16 protein-coding genes, 1 tRNA gene, 1 other RNA gene and 1 other annotated feature are annotated in these 16,198 nt (G+C 44.2%); of the genes, 13 read left to right on the top strand and 5 right to left on the bottom strand.

Annotation, left to right across the window (positions count from 1 at the left end):
* Positions 1-431: 431 nt before the first annotated feature.
* A complete protein-coding gene (locus AC6CHU_RS25240) occupies positions 432-1,391 on the bottom strand; it encodes a YaaC family protein (RefSeq protein ID WP_159871560.1) in 960 nt (319 codons plus the stop codon).
* Positions 1,392-1,502: 111 nt separating this feature from the next.
* Between AC6CHU_RS25240 and guaB the strand changes: the two genes are divergently transcribed.
* From guaB to AC6CHU_RS25270, 6 genes are all read left to right on the top strand, one after another.
* Entirely contained in the window at positions 1,503-2,966 is a 1,464-nt protein-coding gene (guaB, locus tag AC6CHU_RS25245; RefSeq protein WP_498123101.1) for an IMP dehydrogenase, read from the top strand.
* Positions 2,967-3,152: 186 nt separating this feature from the next.
* Positions 3,153-4,508 (top strand): D-alanyl-D-alanine carboxypeptidase family protein, encoded by a 1,356-nt coding sequence (locus tag AC6CHU_RS25250; protein WP_159871566.1) that lies wholly within the window; start codon positions 3,153-3,155, stop codon positions 4,506-4,508.
* Between the two features lie 161 nt (positions 4,509-4,669).
* The gene (gene pdxS, locus AC6CHU_RS25255) at positions 4,670-5,551 is read left to right on the top strand and encodes a pyridoxal 5'-phosphate synthase lyase subunit PdxS (protein WP_009336764.1); all 882 of its coding nucleotides are present in this window, start codon (positions 4,670-4,672) and stop codon (positions 5,549-5,551) included.
* A 12-nt stretch (positions 5,552-5,563) separates the two neighbouring features.
* Entirely contained in the window at positions 5,564-6,151 is a 588-nt protein-coding gene (gene pdxT / locus AC6CHU_RS25260; protein ID WP_498123103.1) for a pyridoxal 5'-phosphate synthase glutaminase subunit PdxT, read from the top strand.
* Between the two features lie 61 nt (positions 6,152-6,212).
* Positions 6,213-6,437, top strand: a binding site (T-box leader).
* Between the two features lie 51 nt (positions 6,438-6,488).
* Positions 6,489-7,766 (top strand): serine--tRNA ligase, encoded by a 1,278-nt coding sequence (serS, locus tag AC6CHU_RS25265; RefSeq protein ID WP_159871572.1) that lies wholly within the window; start codon positions 6,489-6,491, stop codon positions 7,764-7,766.
* 94 nt (positions 7,767-7,860) lie between these two features.
* Positions 7,861-7,953 (top strand) — tRNA-Ser (locus tag AC6CHU_RS25270).
* Between the two features lie 156 nt (positions 7,954-8,109).
* Here AC6CHU_RS25270 and AC6CHU_RS25275 read toward each other — a convergent pair.
* The 4 genes from AC6CHU_RS25275 to AC6CHU_RS25290 all read right to left on the bottom strand — a co-directional run bounded on the left by AC6CHU_RS25275 (position 8,110) and on the right by AC6CHU_RS25290 (position 11,513).
* Positions 8,110-8,778: a deoxynucleoside kinase gene (locus tag AC6CHU_RS25275; protein WP_035333477.1), complete on the bottom strand. Its 669-nt coding sequence runs from the start codon at positions 8,776-8,778 to the stop codon at positions 8,110-8,112.
* A complete protein-coding gene (locus AC6CHU_RS25280) occupies positions 8,775-9,416 on the bottom strand; it encodes a deoxynucleoside kinase (RefSeq protein ID WP_159871575.1) in 642 nt (213 codons plus the stop codon). The genes AC6CHU_RS25275 and AC6CHU_RS25280 overlap by 4 nt, the downstream gene beginning before the upstream one ends.
* Positions 9,417-9,605: 189 nt before the next feature.
* Positions 9,606-10,892, bottom strand: a complete 1,287-nt coding sequence (locus AC6CHU_RS25285) for a LysM peptidoglycan-binding domain-containing protein (RefSeq protein ID WP_159871578.1) — start codon at positions 10,890-10,892, stop codon at positions 9,606-9,608.
* Positions 10,893-10,937: 45 nt separating this feature from the next.
* Positions 10,938-11,513: a cysteine hydrolase family protein gene (locus tag AC6CHU_RS25290; RefSeq protein WP_159871581.1), complete on the bottom strand. Its 576-nt coding sequence runs from the start codon at positions 11,511-11,513 to the stop codon at positions 10,938-10,940.
* A gap of 76 nt (positions 11,514-11,589) precedes the next feature.
* On the opposite strand from AC6CHU_RS25290, the gene tadA reads away from it, so the two are divergent.
* The 7 genes from tadA (at position 11,590) to AC6CHU_RS25325 (ending at position 15,978) form a co-directional block, all read left to right on the top strand.
* The gene (gene tadA / locus AC6CHU_RS25295; protein ID WP_285871464.1) at positions 11,590-12,126 is read left to right on the top strand and encodes a tRNA adenosine(34) deaminase TadA; all 537 of its coding nucleotides are present in this window, start codon (positions 11,590-11,592) and stop codon (positions 12,124-12,126) included.
* Positions 12,127-12,205: 79 nt separating this feature from the next.
* Positions 12,206-12,470: signal recognition particle sRNA large type (gene ffs / locus AC6CHU_RS25300), an RNA gene on the top strand.
* A gap of 135 nt (positions 12,471-12,605) precedes the next feature.
* On the top strand, positions 12,606-14,303 hold the full coding sequence (gene dnaX, locus AC6CHU_RS25305; protein WP_159871584.1) for a DNA polymerase III subunit gamma/tau: 1,698 nt from the start codon (positions 12,606-12,608) through the stop codon (positions 14,301-14,303).
* Between the two features lie 22 nt (positions 14,304-14,325).
* Positions 14,326-14,649 carry a YbaB/EbfC family nucleoid-associated protein gene (locus AC6CHU_RS25310; RefSeq protein WP_035333488.1) on the top strand — a complete coding sequence of 108 codons (324 nt, stop codon included), beginning with the start codon at positions 14,326-14,328 and terminating at the stop codon, positions 14,647-14,649.
* Positions 14,650-14,774: 125 nt separating this feature from the next.
* Positions 14,775-15,371: a recombination mediator RecR gene (gene recR, locus AC6CHU_RS25315; RefSeq protein WP_009336775.1), complete on the top strand. Its 597-nt coding sequence runs from the start codon at positions 14,775-14,777 to the stop codon at positions 15,369-15,371.
* Between the two features lie 17 nt (positions 15,372-15,388).
* Positions 15,389-15,607: a YaaL family protein gene (locus tag AC6CHU_RS25320; protein WP_159871587.1), complete on the top strand. Its 219-nt coding sequence runs from the start codon at positions 15,389-15,391 to the stop codon at positions 15,605-15,607.
* Between the two features lie 107 nt (positions 15,608-15,714).
* Complete coding sequence (locus AC6CHU_RS25325; protein WP_159871590.1) at positions 15,715-15,978, top strand: pro-sigmaK processing inhibitor BofA family protein; 264 nt, start codon at positions 15,715-15,717, stop codon at positions 15,976-15,978.
* Positions 15,979-16,198: the final 220 nt, after the last annotated feature.

Raw genomic sequence — 16,198 nt, forward strand, 5'->3', positions numbered from 1 at the left:
GGAATTACACATATATGTGTCACTTTGCCCTGTATATGTGCCGCTTTTCCATTTTATGTGCGACTTTCAGGCATATATGTGGTGCCAGAATCAAATTTTATGTGCCACTCCCTATTCCACCGTCTATTTTAAAACACAAGGCGGTTCTCTTTAAAGATAACTAGTGCTAAATGTTAGATAAACTCCAAAACTTGCTAGATAAATCGAAAAATCTGTTAGATAATTTTACAGTCATGTTAGATAAAACCCAAAACAGGCCAGAAAAAATTCGAAACCTGTCAGATAAACCGCCAGGCATGCTTCTTACCAGGGAATTCAGCTCCCCAGAATAAATTCAAACACCGCGCTGCACGCTCACCTTCCAAAACTTCCTAATCATAAAATAACCAATACAGGAGATAAGCAGCCATCCAGCATCCCCCTGCAAAACCTTACTGCTTCTTATCAGCTAAATACTGATAAATCAAATATGGCCCCTTTTCAGCCGTAATTTGAAGGAATGTCTGAATAAAAGGGTAGTCTTTATTCGGCATCATTTTGATGAGTTCACTCCACCATTCAGTTTCATAGCGGGCAATCATGCTTAAGTTATACAGCAGCAGATAGTGAATAAGAAGCTCAGGGAAATCAATCAAATCACCTTTGGCCAAAGGGAAGAAAAACTTTCCTGCAGCCGGACTATATCGTAAAGGCTTAAAATTATATGTATTCAGGTTTTTTGTCAAAAAATTTAGTGCTGTCTCCTCTGATTCCTGAAAGCTTATATTAAAGTCCGATTTTGACTGCACATATTCCACAAAGCGGGATTCGGTCATATGAAAGCGGTCGAGAATTATTTTTGGCAAGGTGAATACATCCTTTACCCGCTCCGCTTCCAGAAAAGTATTGCGGCCTTCTGTCTGGCTATACAAATTGTTAAGCTCCGGAATCTGGCCGAATAACTCTCCCATTGTTGTTTTTTCGCCTTCCAAATGTTTCATGTGGAACATTTTTTCTCCCATATAAGGGAAAAGACCGCTTTTTTGAAATTTCACTTCATCCTGAAAAAAATTATATTGCTGCTTTTTTCTTTTCCGGGTGGACACCCCGTGTGCCAAAACAGAGGTAGTCTCCGGATAATTAGGGTCCACAGTCAGTATACAGGCCTTTACAAGGTGAACAAGTCCATAAAAAAAGAGAATCGGCTTGATGACCAATGGCGCCTTCTCTGCCTGCTCATAGTATACTTGTCCGTGTTCTAGATAGTATATAAAAGGGTAGCTGTTTTCATAGCTCTTTTGTTCAGCCTGATCCAGGTTTTGTTTTTGGTAGCATTTCTTTAAAAATTCCTGTGAAGTGTTCGCCGAAAAAAAATATAAAAAGGAGCTTTTTAGATCAAATGGATGTATCACAACGAGTCCTCCGAATCTTTAGAAAAATCCAACATATCAATCCGTTCTTGACAGTATTTTGTCCAATTGATAACCTACTAATAATATTTTCGAGTCCAGGAGGTCAAAAAAATGTGGGAAACTAAGTTTGCTAAAGAAGGTTTAACGTTTGATGATGTTTTACTGGTTCCATCGAAATCAGAGGTACTTCCTCGTGATGTAAGCCTTAAAGTTAATTTGACTGAAAAGATTGCACTTAACATTCCAGTGATCAGTGCCGGAATGGATACGGTAACTGAAGCAGAAATGGCGATTGCTATGGCGCGCCAGGGCGGTTTGGGAATTATCCATAAAAACATGTCCATTGAACAGCAGGCTGATCAGGTGGATAAAGTAAAGCGTTCAGAAAGCGGCGTTATCACGGATCCTTTCTTCCTCACTCCAGAACAGCAGGTATTTGATGCAGAACATCTAATGGGCAAGTACCGGATTTCGGGTGTTCCAATCGTCAATAATAATGAGGAACAGAAGCTTGTTGGCATTTTGACAAACCGTGACCTCCGATTTATTCAGGACTTTTCGATAAAAATTTCAGATGTGATGACTAAAGAAAACCTTGTAACAGCCCCAGTGGGCACCACATTAGATCAAGCAGAAAAGATTCTTCAGCAGCATAAAATTGAAAAATTGCCGCTAGTAGATGATGAAGGTGTTTTAAAAGGGTTAATTACCATTAAAGATATTGAAAAAGTCATTGAGTTTCCTAACTCGGCAAAAGATGAGCGAGGACGCCTGCTCGCAGGTGCAGCGGTTGGCGTAACCGGCGATACGATGAAGCGGGTTGAAATGCTTGTGAAATCCCATGTGGATGTCATTGTTGTGGATACGGCACATGGACATTCAAAAGGCGTGCTTGATACTGTACGCGAAATCAGGAGCACCTATCCGGATCTGGCCATTATTGCTGGAAACGTCGCGACTGCTGAAGCGACAAAGGATTTAATTGAAGCAGGTGCGGATATTGTGAAAGTGGGAATCGGACCAGGATCAATTTGTACAACACGTGTAGTTGCAGGTGTAGGGGTACCGCAAATCACAGCTGTCTATGATTGTGCAACTGAAGCACGCAAGCATGGCAAGTCCATTATTGCTGATGGCGGAATCAAATATTCAGGGGACATCGTGAAAGCATTGGCAGCCGGCGGACATGCTGTAATGCTTGGCAGCCTTCTTGCCGGTGTTTCAGAAAGCCCGGGAGAAACGGAAATCTTCCAGGGACGACGCTTCAAGGTGTACAGAGGAATGGGTTCTGTGGCAGCCATGGAAAAAGGCTCTAAAGACCGTTACTTCCAGGAAGATAATAAGAAGTTCGTTCCAGAGGGAATTGAAGGGCGCATTGCTTATAAAGGGCCTTTATCCGATACGATTTACCAGCTTGTCGGAGGTATCCGTTCCGGAATGGGCTATTGCGGAACAAAGGATCTTCATGAGCTTCGCGAAAATGCCCAATTTATTAAAATGACTGGTGCAGGCCTGAGAGAAAGCCACCCGCATGATGTGCAGATCACAAAAGAGGCGCCAAACTACTCGCTATAACAGCACAAAGCAGGAGAGGGGAACCTTTCCTGCTTTTTTATTTGCCCCAAAAATTGAACCTAGGAAAATATTAATGCATAACAATGAGCTAAGGCAGGCAGGAATAGGTAATTACTCTATCTATTCTTTAAATCAGAGTTATGATAAAATAACAAAAGTGTATTAAAACGTTGGAGGGCAGTAAAATTGAAGAAAACATTGTACCGTAAGTCTATCGCTGGATTCCTTGCCTTGGTCATGATATTAGGTCTTTTACCTGGTATACATAAAGCACATGCGGAGGATATTTTAAATATCAATGCCGATGCTGCTATTTTAGTAGATGCAGAGACCGGAAAGATTTTATATCAAAAAAATGCGGATAAAGTACTGGGCATTGCCAGTATGACAAAAATGATGACAGAATACCTGCTTCTTGAAGCCGTTGAAAAAGGCAAAGTAAAGTGGGATCAGGAATACGCAGTAAGTGAATATGTGTGGAAAGTATCACAGGACCGCAATCTATCAAATGTCCCATTAAGAAGAGACGGCAAATACAATATCCGTGAATTGTATGAAGCCATGGCTATCTATTCTGCAAATGGTGCAACCATTGCAATTGCAGAAACGATTGCCGGTTCAGAAACTAACTTTGTTAAAATGATGAACGAAAAAGCGGCAGAGCTTGGATTAAAGGAATATAAATTTGTAAACTCAAGCGGTTTGAACAACCGTGACTTAAAGGGATCTCCTCCTGCAGGCGGCCCTGAGGATGAAAACGTAATGTCAGCAAGAGATACAGCTATTCTGGCAAGGGAATTGATTAATCGGTTCCCGGAAGTATTAGAAACGGCAAGTACCCCTAGAAAGACCTTCAGAGAGGGTACAGATGATGAAATTAAAATGGAAAACTGGAACTGGATGCTTCCGGAGCTGGTATATGGCTATGAAGGGGCAGATGGCCTTAAAACAGGTACGACTGACTTTGCCGGATACTGCTTCACAGGTACGGCCATGAGAGATGGCAGCCGCTACATCAGCGTAGTCATGAACGCTAAAGGAGCGAATGGCCAGGCTACTTATAAATCCAGATTTGATGAAACCAAGAAGATGTTTGACTTCGGTTTCACCAACTTCACGAAAGAAGAAATCGTTCCTGCCAACTATCAGGTGAAAGGCCAGAAAACAGTGCCTGTTACAAAAGGGAAAGAAGATAAAGTGAAGATTTCTTCTAAAGATGCCATCGAAATGGTTATGAGAAATGGGGAAAAGGAAAACTTTAAACCCGTTCTTGTTCTGGATAAAAAGAAATTAAATGAAAATGGTGAATTGACTGCTCCTATTAAAAAGGGAGAAAAAGTCGGCTACTTAACGATTGAATCCAAAGAGGGCGGGAAGCTGGAATTCCTTTCTGATAAAGGCAAAGACAATATCCAGGTGGATGTTGTAGCCGCTGAAAGTGTTGAAAAAGCAAACTGGTTCGTGCTGACTATGCGCTCTATCGGAGGTTTCTTCGGTGATCTATGGGGCAGTGTTTCCTCAACTGTAAAAGGTTGGTTTTAAGAAAAAGGGCTTTCCTGTCTTGACAGGAGCCCTTTTTCATTGCATATTTTCAATAGGGAAAATTCCGAGTAAAGAAATCTATTTTCCTTTTTTTGAAAAGTTATTTTTCTCATAATATTTAACCCATCCAAAGCAGATGGTATTTACGAAGGGGGATAAACATGAAGACAGGTACAGATCGTGTTAAACGGGGAATGGCAGAAATGCAAAAAGGCGGCGTCATTATGGACGTTGTTAACGCTGAGCAGGCGAAAATCGCAGAAGAAGCTGGTGCAGTAGCAGTTATGGCACTAGAGCGTGTTCCTTCTGATATCCGTGCAGCCGGCGGTGTAGCACGTATGGCAGATCCGCGTATTATGGAAGAAGTAATGGGAGCGGTTTCCATCCCGGTAATGGCAAAAGCACGTATTGGCCATATTGTAGAAGCGCGTTTGCTTGAAGCGATGGGTGTCGATTACATAGATGAGAGTGAAGTGTTAACTCCTGCTGATGAAGAATACCACTTGAATAAAAGGGACTACACTGTTCCGTTCGTTTGCGGATGCCGTGATTTAGGGGAAGCTGCACGCCGTATTGGCGAAGGTGCTTCCATGCTTCGCACAAAGGGTGAGCCTGGAACTGGAAACATTGTGGAAGCTGTTCGCCATATCCGCAAGGTGAATGCACAGGTTCGCAAGGTTGTCGGCATGAATGAAGATGAGTTAATGACAGAAGCTAAGCTTCTGGGAGCGCCATATGAGCTTCTTTTGGAAATCAAGAGCCTTGGACGCCTTCCAGTCGTAAACTTCGCAGCAGGCGGCGTTGCAACACCTGCAGATGCGGCTTTAATGATGGAGCTTGGTGCTGACGGTGTGTTCGTAGGATCAGGTATATTCAAATCTGAAAACCCTGCGAAATTTGCCCGTGCGATTGTTGAAGCAACTACACATTATCAGGACTACAAATTAATCGCTGAACTTTCAAAAGAACTAGGCACACCAATGAAGGGAATTGAAATTTCTTCATTGGCTCCTGAAGCTCGTATGCAGGAGCGCGGCTGGTAAGGAGAATTGAACATGATAAAGGTTGGAGTATTGGGGCTGCAGGGTGCGGTCAGAGAGCATGTTCTATCAGTAGAAGCATGCGGAGCCGAAGCTGTGGTCATTAAACGCAAAGAGCAGCTTAATGAGGTGGACGGGCTTATCCTGCCTGGCGGCGAGAGCACAACCATGAGACGCCTCATTGATAAATATGATTTCATGGACAGCCTTAAGGAGTTTGCACAGTCAGGAAAGCCGATGTTCGGGACATGTGCAGGGCTTATCCTCCTTGCAAACCATATTGTCGGTTATGATGAGCCTCATATCGGTGTGATGGATGTCCGGGTGGAAAGAAACTCATTCGGGCGCCAGCGCGAAAGCTTTGAGGCGGATCTTGATATTGCCGGAGTAGCAGAGGACTTTGCGGCAGTCTTTATTCGTGCGCCGCATATTGTCGAGGCGGGGGAGAATGTTGAAATCCTGGCCAAGCATAACGGCCGGATTGTGGCTGCACGTGAAGGCAGATTCCTCGGATGCTCTTTCCATCCCGAACTGACGGATGACCATCGACTGACGGGCTATTTTGTTGAAATGATCAAAGAGTCCAAGTCATTAGTAATTTGAATAAATTGGTTGCAAATGGAACATAATTGTAGTACATTATGAATTACAAAATTCTTATAGCTTAAAAGCAATGAGAGGAACTAGTAACAGGAACTTTGTTCTGTAGAGAGCCGGTGGCTGGTGAAAACCGGTGAATAAACCCTGTGAATCCATCCTCGAGCAAAGCATGGAACACCCGGTATTTTCCGGGAAAAGTAAATGCTTTCGGTTAAAACCGTTATGGATTTAAGGTGGAAAGCTTATGCTTTCAACTAGGGTGGCAACGCGGGTAACTCTCGTCCCTTTTGGGGGACGGGAGTTTTTTGTGTTCCAAATTATTTTTCAGGAGGTAGTAAACATGCTGGACATTAAATTTTTAAGGGCTAATTTTGAAGAAGTGAAAAATAAGCTTCAGCATCGCGGAGAGGATTTAACCGATCTCGGAAAATTCGAGGATCTGGATGTGAAAAGACGCGAATTGATTGTCGAAGCCGAACAGCTGAAGAGCAAAAGGAATGAAGTATCCCAGCAGGTTGCAGCCTTAAAGCGTGATAAGCAGGATGCAGACCATTTAATTACAGAAATGAGAGAAGTCGGCGATAAGATCAAGGCATTGGATGAGGAGCTCCGCAAGGTTGAGGAGGAATTGGACCAATTGCTGTTAAGTATCCCGAACATCCCGCATGAAAGCGTGCCTGTCGGTGAAACAGAAGATGATAATGTCGAAGTCCGCAAATGGGGCGAAGTTCGTGAATTTGATTTTGAGCCAAAGCCGCATTGGGATGTAGCAACAGATCTTGACCTGCTTGATTTCGAGCGTGCCAGCAAAGTAACCGGCAGCCGCTTTGTATTCTACAAAGGCCTTGGAGCCCGCCTTGAGCGTGCACTATTCAACTTCATGCTAGATTTGCACACAGACGAGCATGGCTATAAGGAAGTTCTGCCTCCGTACATGGTCAACCGTGCCAGCATGACAGGAACAGGACAGCTTCCGAAATTTGAAGAAGATGCTTTCCTGATTGAAAGCGAGGATTACTTCCTTATTCCAACTGCAGAGGTGCCTGTCACTAATATGCATAGAGAAGAAATTCTGAATGCTGATGAGCTTCCGATTAACTATGCTGCATTTAGTGCATGCTTCCGTTCTGAAGCAGGCTCTGCCGGCCGTGACACTCGAGGGCTGATCCGCCAGCACCAGTTCAATAAAGTAGAGCTTGTAAAGTTTGTGAAGCCGGAAGAGTCTTATGATGAGCTGGAGAAGCTGACTGGACACGCAGAAAAGGTACTTCAGCTGCTTGGCCTGCCATACCGTGTTATGAGCATGTGCACAGGAGATCTTGGATTCACAGCTGCGAAGAAATATGATATCGAGGTCTGGATCCCAAGCTATAACACATACCGTGAAATTTCTTCTTGCAGTAACTTTGAAGGATTCCAGGCAAGACGTGCGAATATCCGCTTCCGCCGCGAGGCAAAAGGCAAGCCGGAGCATGTGCATACACTGAATGGATCTGGCCTTGCAATCGGCCGCACGGTGGCAGCCATTCTGGAAAATTACCAGCAGGCTGACGGAAGTGTCATCATTCCTGAAGTACTGCGTCCATATATGGGCAATCGTGAGGTCATTAAGCCTTAATGGAAAGTTTGGAGCGGATTTTTCATCCGCTCTTTTTTTATAAAATAATGTTGACATCTTTTTAAAAGGGTGTTATAGTATTTCTTGTCGATGCGGAGGAATACCCAAGTCTGGCTGAAGGGATCGGTCTTGAAAACCGACAGGCGGGTCAAACCGCGCAGGGGTTCGAATCCCCTTTCCTCCTCCATTTTAATTGACATCTAACACGCGCATAAAAATTGGAGATACATAAAACCGCTGATAGCATCAGCGGTTTTTTTGTATATAATTCTTGACCCTTGCCTCTTCAGGGTATTCGGAACTCTCCGAACCAATGAACAGAAAAAAAACCGCCGAATGGCGGTTATTTCTTCAATAATTGAGTTTGCCTTAAGAAGTAAGAAATGCGCTCCACTATTGGCTCAATGGATTGCTCATTCTGAATGATATCATAGTCATTGATATTCAGGCGCAGGACCGGGCAAGCATTAAAACTGTTGATCCAATTTTCATAGCGCTGGTGCATTTCTTCCCAGTAAGAAATTGGTGTCTGCTGCTCCATTGGACGGCCGCGCTCCTGGATGCGGGAAAGAATGTCATCTAGCGAGCCTTCCAGATAAATAAGCAAATCAGGATGTGGGAAGTATGGTGTCATCACCATCGCATCAAATAAGCTGGTATATGTTTCGTAATCGACTTTGGACATCGTGCCTTTTTCGTAATGCATTTTCGCAAAGATGCCTGTGTCTTCATAAATGGAACGGTCCTGAACAAAGCCGCCGCCATATTCGAAAATGCGCTTCTGATCCTTGAAGCGTTCAGCCAGGAAGTAAACCTGCAGGTGAAAGCTCCAGCGGTTGAAATCCGCATAGAATTTATCAAGGTAAGGATTAGTATCAACCTTTTCGAAAGAGGTTCGGAACCCCAGGGCGTCCGCCAGCGCATTGGTCATTGTTGATTTTCCGACTCCAACGGTTCCGGCAATGGTGATGACGGCGTTCGAAGGAATCTCATATTTTTGCCTTAGATTCATAAGTGTATGCTCCTCTTTTTTAATGATGTCGATAAGGTATCGAATATATGCATTAAGTCTGCTTCATTTTTGACAAAATCCAGCTGATCTCCATTAAAGCGGATAACTGGAATATCCGGGTGCTGTTTTTCGAACTCATTCATAGCCGTTTCATAATCAAGGGATAATTGCTCAAGATATAATGGACTGATATTCTTTTCAATTTCACGGCCCCGCAGCTCGATTCGGTCGAGCAGTGTTTCAAGGCTTGCATTGAGATAGATAATGACATTCGGCTTTGGCATATCGCCCGTCAGAATGTCATAGATCTTCAAATACTTCTGATATTCAGTCTGATTTAAGGTGCGCTGGGCAAAGATCAGATTTTTGAATATATGATAATCAGCCACAACAGGCTTATTTTGAGCTAAGTAGTGATTGTTGATATCAACCAGCTGTTTGTAGCGGTTGCAGAGGAAAAACATTTCAGTCTGAAAGCTCCATTCCTCAATGTTTTCATAGAATTTGCCCAAAAAGGGATTTTCATCAACAATCTCTTTTAGTAAGGCATATTGAAATTTCTCAGCTATAGCTTTAGCGAGAGATGTTTTCCCAACGCCAATCGGCCCCTCTACTGTAATAAAAGGTATTCCCCCCATATTGATCATCCTCCTGCATTGCTTATTTATCTATAAAAACCATTTATAGGTACGTTCTAAAATGACACAAAGCTTATTTTATCACAGTATAGAGTGGAAGGGATATGGAATTTCAGCTGGAAATAAGAAAATAGGAGCATATTATCTGAAAAATAAAAAAGCTGCCTGAAAGCGGCAGCTGCTGAGTGATTATGCTCTTTTTACCACATCGAAGTTTTCCGTAATCAGAAGCCAATTTTGCGGGAAAGACAGGCCAAGCTTCCAGTAACTCATTCCCCGGAGCTTCAGTTCTTTGATTAAGTCGAACTTTGCCTGGATGGAGCGGGCATCTTCAAACCAGACCTCATGCCTTCTCCCGTCAGGTGCTGTATAGTTGAAAAATGGAGCTTGTGCTTTGTAATCATATTGAATGGCCACATTATTTTCCGCTGCAATCTGTATGGCCTGCTGCGGACTGACCGCTTTTGCGGTGGTGCCCTCAACAAAAGGAAGCGTCCAGTCATAGCCATACAAGTTCTGGCCCATCATGATTTTAGAAGAGGGCATTTCGGTGATTGCATATTCCAATACCTGACGAACCGGGCCGATCGGGGAAACAGCCATAGCCGGTCCTCCGCTGTAGCCCCATTCATAGGTCATGATGACGACAAAATCAACAATCTCCCCATGTGCTCTATAATCATGGGCCTCATACCAAAGACCTTGCTGTTCCGCGCTGGTTTTCGGAGCCAATGCTGTGGAAATCAGCCAGCCCTCCTGCCTGAATCTTGCCCTCGCTTTTCTGAGAAAATTGTTATAGGCCTCCCGGTCCTCCGGGCGCAGAAACTCAAAGTCAAAATGAATATCCCTGAAACCGTATTTTTTGGCTGTGGCTGTAATGTTATCCAGGAACTTATTCTGAATTGCCATATCATTTAACAAAATCCTGCCGAGTTCGTCGCTGAACTGATCGTTTTCCTGATTGGTAATGACCATCATCAATACATTATTATTGGCTCTCGCAATGGCCGGGAATTCGTTCAGAAGCGGCTCCTTCAAAGAACCATCTCGAAGGGCCTGGAAACTGAAGGGCGCAAGATAAGTCAAATAGGGGGCAGCATTTCGTGCGCTTTCCTCCAGTTCAGGGGCGACTGTTTCGCCTCTTGGCTCTACATAGGCATTAAACTCGGCTTCCGTTTTCGGGCGGGGCGGGATATAAAGCCGAAACCCCACCTGTAGCGGCTGATTTACTGAAATGGCATTGACCGATGCCAGCTGCTGATAGGAAATGCCGAACCTTCTTGAAATGGAATAAAGGCTGTCACCCGGCTGCACCCAATAAAATCTTCCTATTATCGGAATGACCAGTGTCTGGCCGACCACCAGATTATTTGGATTGGGAATTTCATTTGCTTCAACGAGATCTTCAACTGTTGTCCCATATGCCTGGGCAATGCCGAACAAAGTCTGGCTTTGCTGAATCACATGAATCTGCAATCTATCTCCCTCCCTGAAAAAACGTCTTAGAACACTACTGCCATTTTATGAGGGAAACATAGAAGAAATGTTATAATTGTTTTCAGAGAAGGAAGATATATTAGCTTTTAATACGTTTTTCATCATCTTTAAGGCATTTTCATTATCGTGGTCATCATTAGAAGCGGTGCAGTCATGCGGTATATGGAGGCTGTATTCTCTCATATAAGCATCATTGGCTGAAAACAGGACACAGATATTGCCTGCGATTCCCGTCATGACAAGCAGATTTACGCCGAGCTGGTGCAAGAGAGTATTTAAGGCAGTGCCGTAAAAAGCGGAATGCTTTGGCTTTATTAAAAAATAATCATCCGGTGATGGCTGTATCTCATCCAGGATACGCTCACTGACAGGATTGCGGCAATGATTCATAATCGTATCAAGATCAGCCTTCCAGAGGTTATAATGGTCATTCGTATAAATAACGGGAAAGTTCTGTTCATGGAATGCAGCTTTTAGCTCATTGATAGGTTTTGTGAGATTCAATGCTTTTTCAGCAAGGATTTTCCCATGGTGAAAATGAAAGTCGTTAATCATGTCAATAATGATAAGAGCCGGTTTATAGTCTTGCGGATTTTTCATGGTATCGCTCCTTTACGGGTATTTTTCGTAAAAGGGGCGGCTTTTACACAGAAGTTAAGAGAAGGAATGAAGATATTTGATACAGGAATCAATCACTGAAGATGAACTGTATATGCGGGAGGCCATTAAGGAGGCTAGGCTTGCTCACGATCTGGAGGAGGTTCCAATTGGTGCAGTCATTGTCCTGGACGGGAAAATCATTGCCCGGGCCCATAATCTGAGAGAAGTGAATCAGACTGCGATTGCGCATGCGGAATTGCTTGCGATTGATCAGGCGTGTAAAAAACTCGGAACCTGGCGGCTGGAGAATGCTGTTCTTTATGTGACATTGGAGCCTTGTCCGATGTGTTCCGGCTCCATTATACTGTCACGCATTCAAAAGGTGGTGTATGGCGCCAGGGATCCAAAGGGCGGCTGTGCCGGAACGCTTATGAACCTTTTGCAGGATGAGCGGTTCAATCATCAGAGTGAAGTCGTGCCAGGGGTACTGGAAGAAGAATGCGGCGAAATGCTTTCGAGCTTTTTTCGGGACTTGCGAAAGCGCAAGAAAGAAGAGAAAAAGAGAAGGCAATTGCTGCAGATGGAACAGGATACAGGAATTGACAATGGTTAGGCATTGCTTTTTTTTCTGATTGTTAGTATACTTATAAATGCGTCGGATAAAGACGCACCTAAATATGGTATCAACTTTGCCGTGCTAGGCGGGGAGGTAGCGGTGCCCTGTACTCGCAATCCGCTCTAGCGAGGCTGAATCCCTTCCCGAGGCTCGTGTCCTGTAGGGCCTGCCTTAAGTAAGTGGTGTTGACGCCCGGGTCCTGCGCAATGGGAATCCATGAATCATGTCAGGTCCGGAAGGAAGCAGCATTAAGTGGACGCTCCCATGTGCCGCAGGGTTGCCTGGGCCGAGCTAACTGCTTAAGTAACGCCTATGGGCGCCAGTCGACGGAAGGTGCACGGCAGTTTATATTGTTACTAAAACTCATCCTTTTGCGGGATGGGTTTTTTGTTGTATTTTTTGCTCTAGGTTTTGTAAAAAAGAAATTAGATACGTTATAATAGATGAAGGACTATACATAGGAAGGGGGCGTGTCAGTGAGTTATCAAGCTTTATATCGTGTTTGGCGCCCGCAGCAGTTTATCGATGTTGTCGGCCAGGAACATGTGACAAAGACTTTGCAAAACGCCCTGCTTCAGGAGAAGATATCACACGCCTATTTGTTTTCCGGCCCCCGCGGAACCGGTAAAACGAGTGCGGCAAAAATACTTGCAAAGGCTGTTAACTGTGAGAAAGCACCTGTTACTGAACCATGCAATGAATGTTCGGCCTGCAGAGGGATTACAGACGGATCGATTCCGGATGTCATTGAAATCGATGCTGCATCGAATAACGGTGTAGAAGAAATCAGGGATATCAGGGACAAAGTGAAGTATGCCCCGAACGCTGTGAAATACAAGGTTTACATCGTCGATGAGGTGCATATGCTTTCTATTGGAGCCTTCAATGCGCTGTTAAAAACACTTGAAGAGCCGCCGAAGCATGTTATTTTTATTTTAGCTACCACAGAGCCTCATAAAATTCCTTTGACGATTATCTCCCGGTGTCAGCGATTCGATTTTAAGCGGATCACGGCTCAGGCGATTACAGGAAGAATGAAGCTGATTGCGGATGAAACTGGTGCAGCTTATGAGGAGCAGGCCCTGCAGATCATTGCAAGAGCCGCAGAAGGCGGTATGCGCGATGCGCTCAGCCTGCTTGATCAGGCTATCTCCTTCAGCCAGGATCGTGTTACAGTGGAAGATGCCTTATCTGTAACGGGTGCAGTGTCACAGGGGTTTTTAAATAAACTGGCAAGAGCGGTTAAAGACAGGGATGCAGCATCGGGACTGGAATTTCTGGAGGAGCTCCTTTTTCAGGGGAAAGATCCTTCCCGCTTTATAGAGGACTTTATCCTGTATTACCGGGATATGCTTTTATATAAAGCTGCTCCAAGGCTGGAGGAATCATTAGAAAGAGTTATGCTCGATGAGAACTTCCAGCAGCTTGCCGGTGAAGTGGAGCCTGAAGAGCTATATGAGCTGATAGAAGTGCTGAACAAAGCCCAGCAGGAGATGAGGTGGACCAACCATCCGCGAATTTTCCTGGAAGTGGCGATTGTGAAGCTGTGCCAGCTTGAACAGCGTGAGAGACCAGGACAGGCTGCAGACATCAAGCCGCTGATGCAAAAAATCGAACAGCTTCAGCACGAGCTTGCTGAGTTAAAGAAAAACGGCATAGCAGTGAAAGATGATGGAGCTCCTGCTGTACAGAAAAAGCCGCAGAGAAGTTCACGCAAAGGATTCCAGGCACCAGTCGGGAAAGTGAATGAAGTACTGAAGCAGGCAACGAAAAACGATCTGGTGGCTGTAAAGAGCCGCTGGGGTGAAATGCTGAACCTGCTTGTTCAAAACCAGATGCGCTCCCAGGCAGCTCTTCTCAATGAAGCAGAGCCTGTAGCCGCGTCAGAAACAGCTCTTATCGTTAAATTTAAATATGAAATTCATTGTCAGATGGCCATGGATAATGCGAAGTTCCTGGATACTCTGGCGAATGTCCTGTTTGAGCTTTTAGGAAAGAGAATGCAGCTGGTCGGCATTCCGGATGAACAATGGCAAAGTGTCAGGGAAGAGTTCCTGCGCAGCCAGCGTGACGGAGATGAGACTGGCGAGGGCTTCAGCGGAAATGAGGAAGAACCTCATGTGGCTGAAGCGGTCAAATTATTCGGCGCTGAATTAATTGAAATTAAAGAATAGAAACTAGCTGGAGGAATGTAAAATGCGCGGTGGAATGGGAAATATGCAAAATATGATGAAGCAAATGCAGAAAATGCAAAAGAAGATGGCACAGGCACAGGAAGAGCTTGGCGAAAAAAGGATTGAAGGAACAGCTGGCGGCGGAATGGTGACTGTCATAGTATCCGGACATAAACAAGTTTTAGAAGTTAACATTAAAGAGGAAGTTGTGGATCCGGAAGATATCGAAATGCTGCAGGACCTTGTTCTGGCTGCAACGAACGATGCACTGAAAAAAGCGGAAGATCTAACAAACGATACGATGGGCCAATTTACAAAAGGAATGAACCTGCCGGGAATGTTTTAATTAAACGTCCTGAAGGAGTGCTTAGAAGCACGGACAGGCCGGGCGCCAGCGAACATAGTCTGATGAATTATCCATCAGCCATCATGCTCGCGGCGCTTTTCCTTTTCATATAGGAGGAAACATACATGCATTATCCTGAACCGATATCCAAGCTGATTGACAGCTTTATGAAACTGCCCGGAATCGGCCCGAAAACGGCTGCGCGTCTGGCGTTTTTTGTTTTAAGCATGAAGGAAGATACTGTGCTGGATTTTGCGAAAGCACTGGTCAATGCGAAAAGAAATTTGTCTTACTGCTCTGTCTGCGGCCATATCACAGATCAGGACCCTTGCTATATTTGTGAGGACCAGAGACGTGACCGGTCCGTCATCTGCGTGGTCCAGGATCCGAAAGACGTGATTGCCATGGAAAAGATGAAGGAATACAACGGGCTGTACCATGTCCTTCATGGAGCAATCTCTCCAATGGATGGGATTGGCCCTGAAGATATTAATATTCCTGATTTATTGAAAAGACTTCAGGATGAGACGGTCCAGGAGATTATTCTTGCCACCAATCCGAATATTGAAGGGGAAGCAACAGCCATGTACATCTCCCGCCTGATTAAGCCGTCCGGCATAAAGGCTACCCGGATCGCCCATGGCCTGCCGGTAGGCGGAGATCTGGAATATGCGGATGAAGTGACGCTCTCAAAAGCGTTAGAGGGAAGAAGAGAAGTCTAAGCATGGAGGCGGAATATATGTTTTTTCGCAGAAAAAAATGGCTTCGCAGCGAGTTTGATGAGAAGCTTCTGGAGCAGCTGAACCGATTGAAATCAGATTGGAACAATCAGAAATCACTGGTGGAAAAAAGCTTTGATCCCTCGCCGGAGGCAATCAGCCAGGCTAAGCTTGCCGAAGCGAAATACTTTTTTCTATTCAGGGAAGCTAAAAAGAGAAATGTTAAAGTGAGAATGTAGTTATTTATTTTGCGCAAGAACAAAATACTTGTCCTCCTCTAAGGTCTTTTTTGTACACACTAAACATAAATTAGTAGTACAAGTTTCCTGAAAGGAGGATTTTTCTTTTGGATCCTATTGTAGTGATCTCCATTCTGGGAGGATTAATTTTAGTGCTTCTTTTTATAGGAGCCCCGGTAAAACCAGTAAGATTTATAGGGCAGGGAGCCGTTAAACTGATCATAGGAGCACTCTTATTATTTTTCTTAAATGCATTTGGCAATCAGATGGGCATTCATGTTCCTATAAACTTTGCCACTTCGGCCATTTCCGGATTTTTGGGTATTCCCGGATTGTTTGCTCTTGTTGCTATACAGACATGGATTATTTAATTTAACAGCCGTTATTAAGCGGCTGTTTTTATTTTAGAATTTTTTTTAGTTTTTCTGTTGACAGTTCTTTTTAACGGTGATAATATATTAAAAGTCGTCACCACGACGCAATGAGAAAACATCCTATTAAAAAAGATGTTGACATTGAATCGTGAGAATGATATATTAATAAAGTCGCTTCTGAGCGACGGATTGATCTTTGAAAACTGAACGAACAAAA

The sequence above is a fragment of the Cytobacillus sp. GQ23 genome (assembly GCF_059758675.1).